Below are 14554 nucleotides of genomic sequence, written 5' to 3' on the forward strand. Positions count from 1 at the left end.
ACTAAGCACCGCGTGCTGTTTACAGATAGTGTGTCACCCATTTTCACAGGATCCTGCCATGCCCGATAATCACCCTCTTCTGGTCGTCGAAGACGACGCCATCGTGCGCATGCTGATGGTGGATGTGCTCGATGAACTGGGTTACCAGGTGGTGGAGGCCAAAGATGCCGAACAAGCGCTGCAAGTGCTGGGCAACCCGGACAAACCCCTTGCCCTGATGATGACCGATGTCGGCTTGCCCGACATGGACGGCAAGCAACTGGCGGGCAAGGCCCGCGAACTGCGGCCGCTGTTGCCCATCCTGTTCGCCAGTGGCTATGCCGACAGCTTCGATGTGCCCGAGGGCATGCACATGATCGGCAAGCCGTTCAGCATCGACCAGCTGCGCGACAAGGTGACCTCGATTCTGGCCCTCTAGGCGCGCCCGCTCCCGCACCGCTGTACCTGCGGGAGCCGGCCTGCCGCCGAAGCGGCCGAAACGGGTGGCCTGGATTCTGGTTTAATACGCCTTTTTTGCCCAAAGGCCCGCCCTCCCCATGCACCCAACCGCCCTCCACGTCCTGGTCATCGGCTATGTCTGGCCCGAACCCCGCTCCTCGGCCGCCGGCGGGCACATGATGCAGCTGCTGGAGTGTTTTCTGGAGCGCGGCTGGCACATCACCTTCAGCAGCCCCGCAGCCATCGGCGAACACAAGGCCGACCTCGCGAGCCTGGGCATCGCCGAGCAGGCCATCGAGCTGAACAACGCCAGTTTCGACCGTTTCATCACCGACCTTGCCCCCGACGTGGTGCTGTTCGATCGCTTCATGATGGAGGAGCAGTTCGGCTGGCGCGTCGAGAAGCATTGCCCAGCGGCCCTGCGCGTGCTCGAGACCTCCGACCTGCAGAGCCTGCGCGATGCCCGTCATCAGTTGCTGCGCCGGCGCCTGGCCGAGGGCCTGGACAGCAACGACTTTCGCGCGCTGTTCAACACCTCGGGCCCCGACCTGTATCGCCAGATGGCCGGTGCCGACCTGGCCCAGCGCGAACTGGCGGCGATCTACCGCAGCGACCTGAGCCTGATGATCTCGGATGTCGAGATAGACCTGCTGGTCAATGGCTTCGGCGTGCCCGAGGCGTTGCTGCACTGGTGCCCGCTGATGCTGGCGCCGCCCACCGAAGCCTTCAGGCCGTTCGCGGAACGCGAGCACTTTCTCAGCATCGGCAACTTCCGCCACGCGCCGAACTGGGATGCGGTGCTGTGGATGAAGCACAGCCTGTGGCCGATGATCCGCCGTCGCCTGCCCAAGGCGCAGTTGCACATCTATGGTGCCTACACGCCGCCCAAGGCCACCGCGCTGCACAATGCTGCCGAAGGATTTCACGTGATGAACTGGGCTGAGGACGCCCTGCAGGTGATGAGCGGCGCACGGGTGTGCCTGGCCCCGCTGCGCTTTGGCGCCGGCATCAAGGGCAAGCTGACCGATGCGATGCTGTGCGGCACGCCCAGCGTGACCACCCCGATTGGCGCCGAGGCCATGCACGGCGACCTGCCCTGGCCAGGCCTGGTGGCCGACACCGCCGAAGGGTTGGCCGATGCCGCGGCGCGGCTCTACAGCGAGCAACCGCGCTGGGAGCAGGCCCAGCGCGACGGGCGCCAGCTGCTGAGCGCCCGCTACGACAGGCGCTGGCACGGCCAGGCCCTGGTGCAGCGCATCGAACACACGCTGGCGCACCTGGATGAACAGCGCCTGTACAACTTCACCGGGGCCATGCTGCGCCACCATCACCACAAGAGCACCCAGTACATGGCCCAGTGGATCGAGGCCAAGAACCGGCCTAGCGGCGGCGCAGCAGATACGTGTCCATGATCCAGCCCTTGCGCGCGCGGGCCTGCTCGCGCTGCGCCAGGATCTGCGCCTTGACCTGCATCAGCGGCCCCTCGATCAGCAGCTCGTCGGCAGTGCCCAGGTAGGCGCCCCAATAGATGTGCAGGTGCGGATCGTCCAGTTCGGCAAAGGCGCATTGCCCGTCCAGCATCACCACCACGTTGTCGATGCCTGACTCATCAGCCAGGCGTCGGCCCGGCAGGATATGCAGCGGCTCGCCGATACGGTTCAGTGCAATGCGGTGAGCGGCCGCCAGGGCCTGGACGCTGCTGATGCCGGGGATGACTTCAAGGCTGAAAGCCGGCTGCGCCACCCGCTCCAGAATGCGCAGGGTGCTGTCGTAAAGCGTCGGCTCGCCCCACAGCAGGAACGCGCCGCATTGCCCCTCGGCAAGCTCGTCGTGCAGCAGACGCCCATACAGCGCAGCGCGCTGGCGGTGCCAGTCCTCCACGGCACCGACGTAGTCTGCAGCCGCCGCGTCGCGTTGCGGGTCTTCGACCTGCACCAGGCGATAGGGCCGGGTGACGTGGCGCTCCAGCAGCTCCTTGCGCAGGCGCAGCAGGTCGTCCTTGGCGGCGCCCTTGTCCAGCACGAAGAACACGTCGGCGCGGTTCAGGCTGTCGATGGCTTCGAGGGTGATCTGCCGGGGGTTGCCCGGGCCTATTCCAATCAGCAGCAGGTGTTTCATCGCAAGCTCTCCCAGGGGCGCGCGGCCATTGTCGACCGGCCCGCGCCACTTGGCAAAGCCTGCGCCTACAGTACGGAGAAGTTGTAGCTGACGATCACCCGGGTCTCATCCATGTCGCGGGCGAATTTCTCGTAGTTGCTGCGGTAGGTGGAGTTGCGCAGGCGCACGCTGACGTCCTTGAAGGTGCCGCTCTGCACCTGGTACTTGAGTTCGCTGTCGCGCTCCCATTCCTTGCCCTGTGCCGGGCTGCCCGGCACCTTGACGTGATCGCCGCTGATGTAGCGGGTCAGGAAGCTCAGGCCTTCGAGCCCTACTGCCTTGAAGTCGTAGTCGTAGCGCACCTGCCAGGACCGCTCCTGGGCCGCAGCGAAGTCGTTGACCTGGGCGTAGTTGACCAGGTAGGGGTTGCTGCCATCGAGGTACGGCATGGCGTTCTCGCCGTACATGCGCTGCCAGCCGGCGCTGAGCTTGTGCCCGCCCAGGCTGTAGCCAAGCATGGCGCTGAAGGCACGGTGGTCGATGTCGCCGGCACGGGCACGACCGATGTCGTCGCTCTTGATCAGGCGCAGGTCGGCCGAGAGGCGGCCCACGCTCAAGGGCTGGCTGGCCACCAGCCCGAGGAAATGCTGGCGATAGATGTTTTCGAGCTTGGCCACCTGGTACTGCGCGCTCAGGCGCTCGTTGAAGCGGTACTCCAGCCCGGCCGTGTCGAAGTGGTCGGCGCGGGTGTCGCAGGCATAGCGCTTGTTCTTGCAGTGCACGCGGATATCTTGCTGGTCGGTCGAATCGCGGGCGGTGTACTTGTCGAGCCGCGCGGCGCTGAAGGTGAGGTTGTCGACCTCTCTGGACGTCAGCATCGCGCCATGGAACATGGTGGGCAACAGGCGCCCGTCGTTGTACTTGAGCAGCGGCATGTCCGGCAGCATGGCACCGTATTTCAATACGGTCTGCGAGTAACGCACCTTGCCGGCCACACCCAGTTTTGCGTACTGATCGGCCGAATGGCGCGGGTTGTGGCCGCTGGAAGGCAGCAGCCCGCTGTTGCTGTCGGCCGGGCTGGAATCGAGTTTGAAACCCAGCATGCCCAGCGCATCGATACCAAAGCCCACGGTGCCCTGGGTATACCCGGACTGCGCGTTGAGTATGAAGCCCTGCGCCCACTCTTCACGTTTCGACGCGCCCTGGGAGGAGGCGGTGTGACCGTCACGAAAGTCACGATTGAAATACACGTTGCGCGCCTCGATGTTGACACTGCTGTCTTGCAGGAAACCACTGGCCTGGGCCGAAACAGTAACGAAGGACAACAACGCGCCGACCACCGGGCGTTGGGCAATGAAGGGAGTTGGGGCACGCATGAAAAGCAGTATCCAGAACGAAGGGCAAGGTATCCATCAGCCCCGACGGGGCTGGGCAAGGGCCGCTGCACACAACTAGGCAGCGACCGCTTATTGTCTCCAAAGCGCTCTGGCACGGGCCATTGGACCATGGTCTAGAACAGATGCCGATGCGGTAATTAATTCTTTAGTGTGGCGAGCACTGTGCAATAAGAAAGTTCCGTAGTGTGTTGTCGTAAAAGTTTGATGTTTATCGCAGGGCGATTGACTACACTCTTTTTACTGTGTTGTTTGTTTTCTACCCGGTGACGCGGCATCAATAGCGGCCTCAAGCGGTTGCGCCGCGCACGGCCCTTACCGACCAACAGGAGAGATGACAGTGTCCAGACTTGCAGAGTTTCGTGCTGCCGAAAAAGCCCTTCAGGAACAGCTTGCTCAACTGGAGGCACTGAAAAAAGACGCCGGCCTCAAACGGGAAATCGAATTCGAGCAGAAACTTGTCAGCCTGATGAAAACCTATGACAAGGGCTTGCGCGACATCATCAATATTCTCGACCCGGCGGCCACTACGCGCCGGCCTGCCAGCGCGCCGAAACAACGCCGTGCGCGCGTGGTGAAAGTCTATGAAAACCCGCATACCGGCGAGCTGATCGAAACCAAGGGCGGCAATCATCACGGCCTCAAGGCATGGAAGCAGGAGTACGGCGCACAGACAGTCGACAGCTGGTTGCGCAAGTGAAACAGTACTTCACACTTTTTTCACATGTACTGGCTCAGGATGAAGACTGCTAAAGGATTAGCGCCCCATACGCCCGCTTCGGCGGGCTTCTAATTCTTGCGCCCCGTCAGGCCTGGCCGATGGGGCGCAAACCGTTTGCGCAATCGCTTCAGTTCCGTATCATTGCTCCCTGACTGTTTTGCTGGCGCGCCAAGCGCCGGCCCTATCTGCGGAGTGCCCATGAGCCTGCAAAACCTCGACACCCTCCCCGGCGTCACCGCGCAACCGGATGCCGCGACCCACAACTTCGTGTTCAACCACACCATGCTGCGGGTCAAGGACGTCGCCAAGTCCCTGGACTTCTACACCCGCGTTCTGGGCTTCAGCCTCGTGGAAAAACGCGACTTCCCGGAAGCCGAATTCAGCCTGTACTTCCTGGCGCTGGTGGACAAGGCGCAGATTCCGGCCGACCCGGCCAAGCGTACCGAGTGGATGAAGTCGATCCCGGGCATCCTCGAGCTGACCCACAACCACGGCACCGAAAACGATCCCGCGTTCGCCTACCACAACGGCAACACCGACCCGCGCGGTTTCGGCCATATCTGCATTGCCGTACCGGACATCCGCGCGGCCTGCGAGCGCTTCGAACAGCTGGGCGTGAACTTCCAGAAGCGCCTGAGCGACGGGCGCATGAAGCACCTGGCCTTCATCAAGGACCCGGACGATTACTGGGTAGAGATCATCCAGCCGACCGAGTTCTGACAGCGGCCCCGGGGGCGCGCTCGTCGGCGCGCCGCCCCGGCGCACCTGGCTGTGGTATACCGGAGCTGATACCGGTTGAAGCCACCACAGCGAGGTAGCGCTCATGCACACCCTTGAATGTGTCCACCGCAACTACACGGTCACGGCAAACGTGGTCCCGCATGCCGGCATTCCCCTGCCGTTCGAAGTCGGATGCCGCATCACCTCCCCAGACAAGCACAGCACCCGGCGATTGTGTGCCCACGCGCCGCTGTTTCTGGCCGACCTGGAAAACGCCCAGCGCGCGTCGATTGCACTGGGCAAGTCGCTGGTCGACCAGCAACTGGACAAGGGCCGGTCGCTGTTCGAATAGGCCACGCAAAAGCCCTGACAGTCTGACCTGTCAGGGCTTTTGCGTTGTTGCACCGTCACAGGCCGGCAAGGCCGGCGATGCGCCTCAGGCCGGAGCGCTGGTACGGATCAGGTGGTCGAACGCTGCCAGCGACGCCTTGGCCCCCTCACCCACCGCGATCACGATCTGTTTGTAGGGCACCGTGGTCACGTCACCGGCGGCAAACACGCCCGGCACGCTGGTCTGGCCCCGCGCATCGACAATGATCTCGCCACGGGGCGACAGTTCGAGGGTGCCCTTGAGCCAATCGGTGTTGGGCAGCAGGCCGATCTGGACGAAGATCCCTTCCAGCGCGATGTCATGCTGCACGTCGCTGTTGCGGTCCTTGTAGCGCAGCCCGTTGACCTTCTGGCCGTCGCCCAGCACTTCGGTGGTCAAGGCGCTGGTGATCACGGTCACGTTGGCCAGGCTGTGCAGCTTGCGCTGCAGCACCGCGTCGGCACGCAACTGGCTGTCGAACTCGATCAGCGTGACATGGGCGACGATGCCGGCCAGGTCGATGGCCGCCTCCACACCGGAGTTGCCACCACCGATCACCGCCACACGCTTGCCCTTGAACAGCGGGCCGTCGCAGTGCGGGCAGTAGGCCACGCCACGGCTGCGGTACTCCTTTTCGCCCGGCACGTTCATTTCGCGCCAGCGTGCGCCGGTGGCCAGGATCACGGTCTTGGCCTTGAGCGTGGCACCGTTGGCCATGCGCACCTGGTGCAGCGCGCCGTCCTGGCCCGGCACCAGCGCATCGGCGCGCTGCAGGTTCATGATGTCGACGTCGTACTGCTTGACGTGCTCTTCCAGCGCCATGGCCAGCTTCGGCCCTTCGGTCTCCTGCACGGAGATGAAGTTCTCGATGGCCATGGTGTCCAGCACCTGCCCGCCGAAGCGCTCGGCAGCCACGCCGGTGCGAATGCCTTTGCGGGCCGCGTAGATCGCTGCTGCCGCGCCTGCCGGCCCACCACCGACCACCAGCACGTCGAAGGCGTCCTTGGCGTTGAGTTTCTCGGCCTGGCGCTCGCTGGTGCCGGTGTCGAGCTTGGCGACGATCTCCTCCAGGCCCATGCGGCCCTGGCCGAACACCTCGCCATTGAGGTAGACGCTGGGCACTGCCATCACCTGGCGTGCCTCGACTTCGGCCTGGAACAGCGCGCCGTCGATGGCCACATGGCGCACGCTGGGGTTGAGTACCGCCATCAGGTTCAGCGCCTGCACCACGTCCGGGCAGTTCTGGCACGACAGCGAGAAGTAGGTTTCGAAGTTGAACTCACCCTTGAGCCCGGCGACCTGTTCGATCAGCTCGGCGCTCGCCTTGGAGGGGTGGCCACCGACTTGCAGCAGCGCCAGCACCAGCGAGGTGAATTCGTGGCCCATGGGGATGCCGGCAAAGCGCAGGCTGATATCGCCCCCCGGGCGATTGAGCGAGAACGACGGGCGACGGGCGTCGGCACCGTCCTCGCGCAAGGTAATCAGATCCGACAGGCTGGCGATTTCCCGCAGCAGGTCGTGCATTTCACGGGACTTCGCGCCGTCGTCGAGGGAGGCAACGATCTCGATCGGCTGGGTGACCCGCTCCAGGTAGGCTTTCAACTGAGTTTTAAGCGTGGCGTCCAACATACGGGCGATTCCTTTTCAAACGGTAGAAAAAACAACGCCCGGGCAGAGTCGCCCGGGCGTTTTGCGGGGCGGGACAGACTTCAGGTGCGGTGGCCCGCCCTCGGCTGGTTCACGGTCTTAGATCTTGCCGACCAGGTCCAGCGATGGCGCCAGGGTAGCTTCGCCTTCTTTCCACTTGGCCGGGCAGACTTCGCCTGGGTGGGCAGCGACGTACTGGGCAGCCTTGACCTTGCGCAGCAGCTCGCTGGCATCACGGCCTACACCGCCGTCGTTGAGTTCGACGATCTTGATCTGGCCTTCAGGGTTGATCACGAAGGTACCGCGGTCGGCCAGGCCGGCTTCTTCGATCAGCACGTCGAAGTTGCGCGAGATGACGTGGGTCGGGTCACCGATCAGCGGGTACTGGATCTTGCCGATGGTTTCCGAGGTGTCGTGCCAGGCTTTGTGGGTGAAGTGGGTGTCGGTCGACACACCGTAGATTTCCACGCCCAGCTTCTTGAATTCAGCGTAGTTGTCGGCCAGGTCGCCCAGTTCGGTCGGGCAGACGAAGGTGAAGTCGGCCGGGTAGAAGAACACCACGGACCACTTGCCCTTCAGGTCGGCTTCGGAAACAGGGACGAATTCGCCGTTGTGGTAGGCAGTAGCGTTGAACGGTTTGACCTGGCTGTTGATGATAGGCATCGGTGACTCTCCTCAGGGTTGAAAAACTTGATGGGAGAATCCTAACCATTCATCGCCGATAGCGCTCATTGGCAAAGCTGATGCTGGTGATTGGTTTTGGCTATAAAGCTCAGTTCAGATAGACGATTTATGTTGATGCAATCGCGGGCCAAGCCCGCTCCCACGACCGTTGCAATCGCTGTGAGAGCGGGCTTGACCCGCGCTGGAGGCACCGCTTAGCGCGTAGGCGTACGCAGGGTCACGAACTCCTCCGCGGCTGTCGGGTGCACACCGATGGTTTCGTCGAACTGTTGCTTGGTCGCCCCGGCCTTGAGCGCGATGCCCAGGCCCTGGATGATCTCGCCGGCATCCGGCCCGACCATGTGACAGCCCAGCACGCGGTCGGTGTCGGCATCGACCACCAGTTTCATCAGGGTCTTCTCCTGCACGTCGGTGAGGGTCAGTTTCATTGGCCGGAAGCGGCTTTCGAAGATCTGCACCTTGTGCCCCGCCTCCAGCGCCTGCTCCTCGGTCAGGCCCACGGTGCCGATCGGCGGCTGACTGAACACCGCCGTCGGGATGTTCCGGTAATCCACCGGGCGATACTGCTCCGGCTTGAACAGGCGCCGCGCCACGGCCATGCCTTCGGCCAGGGCCACCGGAGTGAGCTGCACGCGGCCGATCACATCGCCAATGGCCAGGATCGACGGCTCGTCGGTCTGGTACTGGTCATCGACCTGCACGTAGCCGCGCTTGTCCAGTTGCACTTCGGTGTTCTCAAGCCCCAGGTTATCGAGCATGGGGCGCCGGCCGGTGGCGTAGAACACGCAGTCGGCAATCAGCTCGCGACCATCCTTGAGGGTCGCCTTGAGGCTGCCATCGGGCTGCTGGTCGATACGCTGGATATCGCTGTTGAACTGCAGGTCGAGACCGCGTTTTTCCAGCTCTTCCTTCAGGTGCGTGCGCACTGCGCCATCGAAGCCGCGCAGGAACAGGTCGCCCCGGTAGAGCAAGCTGGTCTTGGCGCCCAGCCCCTGGAAGATTCCGGCGAACTCCACCGCGATATAACCACCCCCCACCACCAGCACACGCTTGGGCAAGGTCTTGAGGTAGAACGCCTCGTTGGAACTGATGGCCAGCTCGCGCCCGGGGATGTCCGGAATCTGTGGCCAGCCGCCGGTGGCGATCAGGATGTTCTTCGCGCTGTAGCGCGTGCCGTCCACCTCGACCTCATGGGGCCCGGTGAGGCGGCCGTGGCCTTCGAGCAGGGTCACGCCACTGTTGACCAGCAGGTTGCGGTAGATGCCGTTGAGCCGCTCGATTTCACGGTTCTTGTTGGCGATCAGCTGTGCCCAGTCGAACTGTGCATCTTCCAGCGACCAGCCGTAGCCTGCCGCCTGCTCGAAGTCATCGGCAAAGTGCGCGCCGTACACCAGCAGTTTTTTCGGCACGCAGCCGACGTTGACACACGTGCCGCCCAGGTAGCGGCTTTCGACCACCGCCACTTTTGCGCCGAAACCGGCAGCAAAACGTGCTGCACGCACACCGCCGGAACCGGCGCCAATCACGAACAGATCAAAATCGTAGGCCATATCAGTCTCCTTGGCAGGCCGCCAGCATACCGCCAGCCAGGCCCATAAACAAAAAAGCCACCCGAAGGTGGCTTTGTGACGCAACCGACCGAGTGAACTCAGTAGGCCTTGCCGGTCTTGTAGAAATTTTCGAAGCAGAAGTTGGTCGCGTCGATGTAACCCTCGGCGCCACCGCAGTCGAAACGCTTGCCCTTGAACTTGTAGGCAATCACGCAGCCGTCCTGGGCCTGCTTCATCAGGGCGTCGGTGATCTGAATTTCACCGCCCTTGCCCGGCTCGGTCTCTTCGATCAGCTTGAAGATGTCCGGGGTCATGATGTAGCGGCCGATGATCGCCAGGTTCGACGGGGCGTCTTCCGGCTTTGGCTTCTCGACCATGTTGCGTACACGGTACAGGTCGTCGCCGATCAGGTCGCCGGCGATCACACCGTACTTGCTGGTTTCCTGCGGGTCGACTTCCATGATCGCAACGATGGTGCAGCGGTACTGCTTGTACAGCTTGACCATCTGCTTGAGCACGCCGTCACCATCGAGGTTGACGCACAGGTCGTCGGCCAGCACCACGGCAAACGGCTCGTCACCGATCAGCGGGCGACCGGTCAGGATCGCGTGGCCCAGGCCTTTCATTTCGGTCTGGCGGGTGTAGGAGAACGAGCACTCGTCGAGCAGGCGACGAATACCGACCAGGTACTTTTCCTTGTCGGTGCCCTTGATCTGGTTTTCCAGCTCGTAGCTGATGTCGAAATGGTCTTCCAGAGCGCGCTTGCCGCGGCCGGTGACAATGGAGATTTCGTTCAACCCAGCGTCCAGCGCTTCTTCAACGCCGTACTGGATCAGTGGCTTGTTCACCACTGGCAGCATTTCCTTTGGCATGGCTTTGGTTGCTGGCAGGAAGCGGGTGCCGTAACCGGCTGCCGGGAACAAGCATTTCTTGATCATAAACGTCCTTAACAAGGGGCTGTGCAGTACGAAATTCGGCGCAGTCTAATCAGGCGGCGATGCGCTTACAATGCCCCCGTGGCCCGGCCGAATGAATGATAGAGAAAAACTCAGTGTAGATAGTTCCCGCAGGTTGCAAATAATCCGCGTATCCAGGCCCGCAGGCAGGCCTGGATACGCGGATGGGCGAGCGTTCTAGCCGCCTGTGCCCTGCCCGATCAGCACCCCATCGACCTTCTGGCCGTAGAGGTTGACGCCGTCATTGGCGTGGAACTTGAGCCGGGTTTTTTCCACCGAGCCTTCGACCAGGCGCGGGTCCTGAGGGCGCTCATGCGCGTTGATGAAGGCCGCCACGTCCCAGGCCTGCTGGTCGGTCAGCGTGCCTGGCTTGCCCAGCGGCATGTTGTGCTTGATGAACGAGGCCGCCGTGTTGATGCGGTGCATGCCGGCACCCCAGTTGTAGGAGTCCTTGCCCCACAGCGGTGGCATCACATAGTCCTTGGCCACCTTCTGGCCCTGGCCGCTGTCGCCGTGGCAGATGGCGCACTGCTGCTGGTACACCTGGGCACCGCGCTTGATGTCATAGCCCTGCGCAGGCTTGTCGACCTCCGGGTAGCCACGCCCCGGTGTCTCGACGCCGATCGGTGCCTTGCTCGCCAGCCAGTAGGCATACACCGACAACGCCGTCATCTCGGGGCTGTCGGCCGCCGGCGGCTTGCCGTTCATGCTGAACTGGAAGCAGCCCTGGATACGCTCGGCAAAGGTGTTGACCTTGTCGTTTTTCTTGCGATAGGCAGGGTACATCGGGTAAGCCCCCCACAGCGGCGCCGAATGCGCCAGCCGCCCCTGATCCAGGTGGCAGTTGCTGCAGTTCAGGCCGTTGCCCACATACTCGGGGGCCAGGCGCTTGGTGTCGACGAACAGCGCATAGCCGTCGCGCACCATCTTGCCGAAGGCGTTGTCGGGCAACTCGCTTTCGGCGGGGGGCTTGAAGCTGGCCGGCGTGCTGGCCGGCGCCACCTTCAGTTGCGACTGGTCTTCCATGGCGATCGGGGCCGCCTGAACGCCGCCCATGAACAGGGTCAGGGTAGTGAGTAGCAAGCGATTCATTTGGCGGCCTCCTGGCTGGCGCGGGTGGCAAAGTATTCAGCCAGCGCCTTGACCTCGGTATCGGTCAGGGCTTTGGCGACACCGACCATCAACTGGTTAGGGTCGTTGCTGCGCCGGCCGTCGCGCCATGCGTCAAGTTGCCCGGCCAGGTAGCTGGCAGGCTGGTGGGCCAATGGCGGAAAGTGCTCGCCTACCCCCACACCACCCGGCCCGTGACATTGCACGCACCCGGGGATGCCTCGGCTCCAGTCGCCGTAAAGCGCCAGCGACTCGACCGGGTCGGTTGCCATCTGCTGGCGACGGGTATCAGGGGTGGGCGGTACCGGCATTGCCGCCAGCGTGGCGCTGATGGCGCTGATCTCGGCGTCGCTCAGGGCCTTGGCCAGCGGCTCCATGATCGGCTGCTTGCGGCTGCCGTCACGAAAGTCCTTGAGCTGTTTGCTCACATAGGCGGCCGGCAGGCCAGCCAGGCGTGGGAAGCCGGCGGCGGCCATGCCCAGGCCATCGGGGCCATGGCAGCTCATGCAGGCCATGGCAGAGGGGTTCTCCCCTCCCTGGGTGAATATCTTCTGGCCATCGGCGGCAGTGGCGGCTTGCATTGAAAGCAACAGCAGGCTGCCTATCAGGATTCGATCCAGTGGGATCATCACGGACTCCATTTTTCTTGTTATAAGCTTAGACTTATAAAATATAAGCCTACCGATACTAGGCCTATCCGGCCAGCGCTACAACGCGGGCAGGCACAGAAAAATGCAGGGACAACCACTGAATCGTTTAAACGCGGCTCACGCAATCACTTGGAGATGCACACGCTCACAGCCGCTTTGACATCCCCCGGGCGCAGGGGAAAATTGCTCAACCGCTCATGCAACTTGACCGCGCTGCCACTCGAGCGCTCGCTGATCTCCAGCACTGCAGCCGGGGACTTGTCCGAGAGCTTCTGCGGTACCACCACGCGCAGGCCGCTGCCCCGCTCCTCGATGGTCAGCGGGCCACGGCTATCGGCCAGTTTTTGCTGGACGCAGGTGGCAAACTCGCGTGGCGACTTGCCCGAGATCACGCTCATGGTCTCGGGGCTCTGTTCGATTTCGGCTACATTGGCACAACCGGTCAGCGCAACTGCCAGCGCTGGTACAACCCATTTCATCGGTACCCCTCCATAAAAAACCGTTGGACCATGGCCAGGCCGATTTGCTCCCTGGATTGGCAGTTTTATCTCTGGCCTTGGCACTCAGCCCCACAGTGTAACCCGACATCGTGCTATCGTTTTGATTTGCCAAAAGATCCCTTGCGGAGAGCGACATGAAATTCGTACACCAGCGCGAGCACCTCAATGAAGACGACATCGTCGTCATCCACTGCTCCCAGCGCTGCAATATCCGCCTGATGAACGATGCCAACTTCCGCAGCTTCAAGAATGGCGGCCGGCATACCTATCACGGCGGCGCCTTCGTCAACTTCCCGGCGAAGATCACCGTGCCCAGCGACGGCTTCTGGAACATCACCATCGACACTGTTGGCCCCCGTGCCCTGTCGGCGGTAAGCAAGCCGACCTTCACCCACACGATCAAGATCATCCGCCGTTCGTCGTCGAAGCTGAGATAACCCCATGAGCGAAAACATCAAGTACGTCATCAAGTACAACCTCGACGGCGAGCGTCGTTTCGACTTCGCCGTGCTCAGCAGCACGGCGCCACAGCAGGTCGAGGAAGCCTTGCGCAAACTGCACGGCGAAGACTTCAGCAAGATCACCGACATCAAGGTAAGCAAGGCGCTGTAACCCACGCCCACACAAGGAGCCCCGCGATGAGCCAATGGCCGGACCCACGTATCCTCGACCTGCTCGGTATCGAGTTGCCCATCATCCAGGCACCGATGGCGGGCGCCACGGGGTCGGCCATGGCCATCGCGGTCAGTAACGCCGGGGGGCTGGGCTCGCTGCCATGCGCGATGCTCACCCCCGAGCAGATACGCCAGGAGATCGCGACCTTCAGCCAGGCCAGTCGCGGCCCGCTCAACCTCAATTTCTTCTGCCATCGGCCACCCGCCACCGATGGCGAACGTGCAATCCGCTGGAAGCAGGCACTCAAGCCGTACTACGAAGAAGTGGGTGCCGACTTCGGCGCCACCACCCCGGCCTCCAATCGCGCGCCCTTCGACGAAGCGGGCTGTGCCTTGGTGGAAGACTGCAAGCCTGCAGTGGTGAGCTTTCACTTCGGCCTGCCTGCGCCCGAGCTGCTGGCGCGGGTCAAGGCCAGCGGGGCCAAGGTACTGTCCAGTGCCACCACGGTCGAGGAAGCACGCTGGCTCGAAGCCCATGGCTGCGACGCGATCATCGCCATGGGCTATGAAGCAGGTGGGCACCGCGGCATGTTCCTGAGCGATGACCTCACCACCCAGATCGGCACCCTGGCGCTGGTGCCCCAGGTGGCCGATGCGGTCAAGGTGCCGGTGATCGCGGCTGGCGGCATCGGCGATGCCCGCGGTGTTGTGGCGGCCTTCGCACTGGGCGCCTCGGCCGTTCAGGTGGGCACCGCCTACCTGTTCTGCCCCGAGGCCAAGGTGTCGGCCGCGCATCGCCAGGCACTGCACAGCGCACAGGCCAGCGATACCGCGCTCACCAACCTGTTTACCGGGCGCCCGGCACGCGGCATCAATACCCGCATCATGCGTGAGTTGGGCCCGATGAGCCCCCTGGCCCCTGCCTTCCCCCTGGCCGGCGGCGCCTTGATGCCCCTTCGCGCCATCAGCGAGCCGCAGGGCAACAGCGATTTCAGCAACCTGTGGGCCGGCCAGGCGCTGCGCCTTGGCCAAGCCCTGCCGGCAGCCGAACTGACGCGCCAACTGGCAGAAAAGGCGCTGGCATTGATGTCACGGTAAAACAG

Annotated in this window: 17 protein-coding genes; 8 read left to right on the forward strand and 9 right to left on the reverse strand. The window is 63.0% G+C overall.

Features of this window, described 5'->3' with window-relative positions:
• Window positions 1–58: 58 nt before the first annotated feature.
• Window positions 59–418, forward strand: coding sequence for a response regulator (locus ACPRTJ_RS25975; protein ID WP_054914313.1), 360 nt, complete (start codon window positions 59–61; stop codon window positions 416–418).
• Between the two features lie 118 nt (window positions 419–536).
• Window positions 537–1850, forward strand: a complete 1314-nt coding sequence (locus tag ACPRTJ_RS25980; protein WP_229590212.1) for a glycosyltransferase — start codon at window positions 537–539, stop codon at window positions 1848–1850.
• Here ACPRTJ_RS25980 and cobF read toward each other — a convergent pair.
• Window positions 1819–2556 carry a precorrin-6A synthase (deacetylating) gene (gene cobF / locus ACPRTJ_RS25985; protein ID WP_043861749.1) on the reverse strand — a complete coding sequence of 246 codons (738 nt, stop codon included), beginning with the start codon at window positions 2554–2556 and terminating at the stop codon, window positions 1819–1821. The genes ACPRTJ_RS25980 and cobF overlap by 32 nt on opposite strands.
• Window positions 2557–2621: 65 nt before the next feature.
• The gene (locus ACPRTJ_RS25990) at window positions 2622–3911 is read right to left on the reverse strand and encodes an OprD family porin (RefSeq protein WP_054914311.1); all 1290 of its coding nucleotides are present in this window, start codon (window positions 3909–3911) and stop codon (window positions 2622–2624) included.
• 358 nt (window positions 3912–4269) lie between these two features.
• Here ACPRTJ_RS25990 and ACPRTJ_RS25995 point away from each other — a divergent pair, with 358 nt between their 5' ends.
• The 3 genes from ACPRTJ_RS25995 to ACPRTJ_RS26005 all read left to right on the forward strand — a co-directional run bounded on the left by ACPRTJ_RS25995 (window position 4270) and on the right by ACPRTJ_RS26005 (window position 5722).
• Window positions 4270–4629 carry a histone-like nucleoid-structuring protein, MvaT/MvaU family gene (locus ACPRTJ_RS25995; protein WP_043861747.1) on the forward strand — a complete coding sequence of 120 codons (360 nt, stop codon included), beginning with the start codon at window positions 4270–4272 and terminating at the stop codon, window positions 4627–4629.
• Between the two features lie 219 nt (window positions 4630–4848).
• The gene (gene gloA, locus ACPRTJ_RS26000; RefSeq protein WP_043861746.1) at window positions 4849–5370 is read left to right on the forward strand and encodes a lactoylglutathione lyase; all 522 of its coding nucleotides are present in this window, start codon (window positions 4849–4851) and stop codon (window positions 5368–5370) included.
• Window positions 5371–5473: 103 nt separating this feature from the next.
• Complete coding sequence (locus ACPRTJ_RS26005) at window positions 5474–5722, forward strand: hypothetical protein (protein WP_054914310.1); 249 nt, start codon at window positions 5474–5476, stop codon at window positions 5720–5722.
• A gap of 84 nt (window positions 5723–5806) precedes the next feature.
• Here ACPRTJ_RS26005 and ahpF read toward each other — a convergent pair whose 3' ends face one another.
• The 7 genes from ahpF to ACPRTJ_RS26040 all read right to left on the reverse strand — a co-directional run bounded on the left by ahpF (window position 5807) and on the right by ACPRTJ_RS26040 (window position 12816).
• Entirely contained in the window at window positions 5807–7369 is a 1563-nt protein-coding gene (gene ahpF, locus ACPRTJ_RS26010) for an alkyl hydroperoxide reductase subunit F (protein ID WP_054914309.1), read from the reverse strand.
• Window positions 7370–7486: 117 nt separating this feature from the next.
• A complete protein-coding gene (gene ahpC / locus ACPRTJ_RS26015) occupies window positions 7487–8050 on the reverse strand; it encodes an alkyl hydroperoxide reductase subunit C (protein WP_043861743.1) in 564 nt (187 codons plus the stop codon).
• A gap of 215 nt (window positions 8051–8265) precedes the next feature.
• Window positions 8266–9621 (reverse strand): glutathione-disulfide reductase, encoded by a 1356-nt coding sequence (gene gorA / locus ACPRTJ_RS26020; RefSeq protein ID WP_054914308.1) that lies wholly within the window; start codon window positions 9619–9621, stop codon window positions 8266–8268.
• A gap of 98 nt (window positions 9622–9719) precedes the next feature.
• A complete protein-coding gene (galU, locus tag ACPRTJ_RS26025) occupies window positions 9720–10559 on the reverse strand; it encodes a UTP--glucose-1-phosphate uridylyltransferase GalU (protein ID WP_043861741.1) in 840 nt (279 codons plus the stop codon).
• Between the two features lie 195 nt (window positions 10560–10754).
• Window positions 10755–11603: a c-type cytochrome gene (locus ACPRTJ_RS26030; RefSeq protein ID WP_370409331.1), complete on the reverse strand. Its 849-nt coding sequence runs from the start codon at window positions 11601–11603 to the stop codon at window positions 10755–10757.
• Between the two features lie 62 nt (window positions 11604–11665).
• A complete protein-coding gene (locus ACPRTJ_RS26035; RefSeq protein ID WP_043861739.1) occupies window positions 11666–12316 on the reverse strand; it encodes a c-type cytochrome in 651 nt (216 codons plus the stop codon).
• Between the two features lie 146 nt (window positions 12317–12462).
• Window positions 12463–12816 (reverse strand): hypothetical protein, encoded by a 354-nt coding sequence (locus ACPRTJ_RS26040; protein ID WP_043861738.1) that lies wholly within the window; start codon window positions 12814–12816, stop codon window positions 12463–12465.
• A 155-nt stretch (window positions 12817–12971) separates the two neighbouring features.
• On the opposite strand from ACPRTJ_RS26040, the gene ACPRTJ_RS26045 reads away from it, so the two are divergent.
• Genes ACPRTJ_RS26045 through ACPRTJ_RS26055 form a run of 3 tightly spaced genes read left to right on the forward strand, consistent with a single transcriptional unit; the run spans window position 12972 to window position 14549 of the window.
• Window positions 12972–13274 carry a DUF1883 domain-containing protein gene (locus ACPRTJ_RS26045; protein WP_426427622.1) on the forward strand — a complete coding sequence of 101 codons (303 nt, stop codon included), beginning with the start codon at window positions 12972–12974 and terminating at the stop codon, window positions 13272–13274.
• A gap of 4 nt (window positions 13275–13278) precedes the next feature.
• On the forward strand, window positions 13279–13449 hold the full coding sequence (locus ACPRTJ_RS26050; RefSeq protein ID WP_088514404.1) for a hypothetical protein: 171 nt from the start codon (window positions 13279–13281) through the stop codon (window positions 13447–13449).
• Window positions 13450–13475: 26 nt separating this feature from the next.
• Window positions 13476–14549, forward strand: coding sequence for an NAD(P)H-dependent flavin oxidoreductase (locus tag ACPRTJ_RS26055; RefSeq protein ID WP_353228398.1), 1074 nt, complete (start codon window positions 13476–13478; stop codon window positions 14547–14549).
• Window positions 14550–14554 lie beyond the last annotated feature (5 nt).

Source organism: Pseudomonas palmensis (genome assembly GCF_049942755.1).
In the GTDB taxonomy this organism is placed as follows: Bacteria; Pseudomonadota; Gammaproteobacteria; order Pseudomonadales; family Pseudomonadaceae; genus Aquipseudomonas; species Aquipseudomonas palmensis.

Excerpts from the sequence above, each read along its gene's own strand:
- ahpC (WP_043861743.1), bottom strand. The coding sequence starts at position 8,050 with ATGCCTATCATCAACAGCCAGGTCAAACCGTTCAACGCTACTGCCTAC.
- gloA (WP_043861746.1), top strand. The coding sequence starts at position 4,849 with ATGAGCCTGCAAAACCTCGACACCCTCCCCGGCGTCACCGCGCAACCG.
- ACPRTJ_RS26055 (WP_353228398.1), top strand. The coding sequence starts at position 13,476 with ATGAGCCAATGGCCGGACCCACGTATCCTCGACCTGCTCGGTATCGAG.
- ACPRTJ_RS26005 (WP_054914310.1), top strand. The coding sequence starts at position 5,474 with ATGCACACCCTTGAATGTGTCCACCGCAACTACACGGTCACGGCAAAC.
- gorA (WP_054914308.1), bottom strand. The coding sequence starts at position 9,621 with ATGGCCTACGATTTTGATCTGTTCGTGATTGGCGCCGGTTCCGGCGGT.
- ACPRTJ_RS26050 (WP_088514404.1), top strand. The coding sequence starts at position 13,279 with ATGAGCGAAAACATCAAGTACGTCATCAAGTACAACCTCGACGGCGAG.
- ACPRTJ_RS26040 (WP_043861738.1), bottom strand. The coding sequence starts at position 12,816 with ATGAAATGGGTTGTACCAGCGCTGGCAGTTGCGCTGACCGGTTGTGCC.
- ACPRTJ_RS25980 (WP_229590212.1), top strand. The coding sequence starts at position 537 with ATGCACCCAACCGCCCTCCACGTCCTGGTCATCGGCTATGTCTGGCCC.
- ACPRTJ_RS26030 (WP_370409331.1), bottom strand. The coding sequence starts at position 11,603 with ATGGAAGACCAGTCGCAACTGAAGGTGGCGCCGGCCAGCACGCCGGCC.
- galU (WP_043861741.1), bottom strand. The coding sequence starts at position 10,559 with ATGATCAAGAAATGCTTGTTCCCGGCAGCCGGTTACGGCACCCGCTTC.
- ACPRTJ_RS26045 (WP_426427622.1), top strand. The coding sequence starts at position 12,972 with ATGAAATTCGTACACCAGCGCGAGCACCTCAATGAAGACGACATCGTC.
- ahpF (WP_054914309.1), bottom strand. The coding sequence starts at position 7,369 with ATGTTGGACGCCACGCTTAAAACTCAGTTGAAAGCCTACCTGGAGCGG.
- cobF (WP_043861749.1), bottom strand. The coding sequence starts at position 2,556 with ATGAAACACCTGCTGCTGATTGGAATAGGCCCGGGCAACCCCCGGCAG.
- ACPRTJ_RS25990 (WP_054914311.1), bottom strand. The coding sequence starts at position 3,911 with ATGCGTGCCCCAACTCCCTTCATTGCCCAACGCCCGGTGGTCGGCGCG.
- ACPRTJ_RS25975 (WP_054914313.1), top strand. The coding sequence starts at position 59 with ATGCCCGATAATCACCCTCTTCTGGTCGTCGAAGACGACGCCATCGTG.
- ACPRTJ_RS26035 (WP_043861739.1), bottom strand. The coding sequence starts at position 12,316 with ATGATCCCACTGGATCGAATCCTGATAGGCAGCCTGCTGTTGCTTTCA.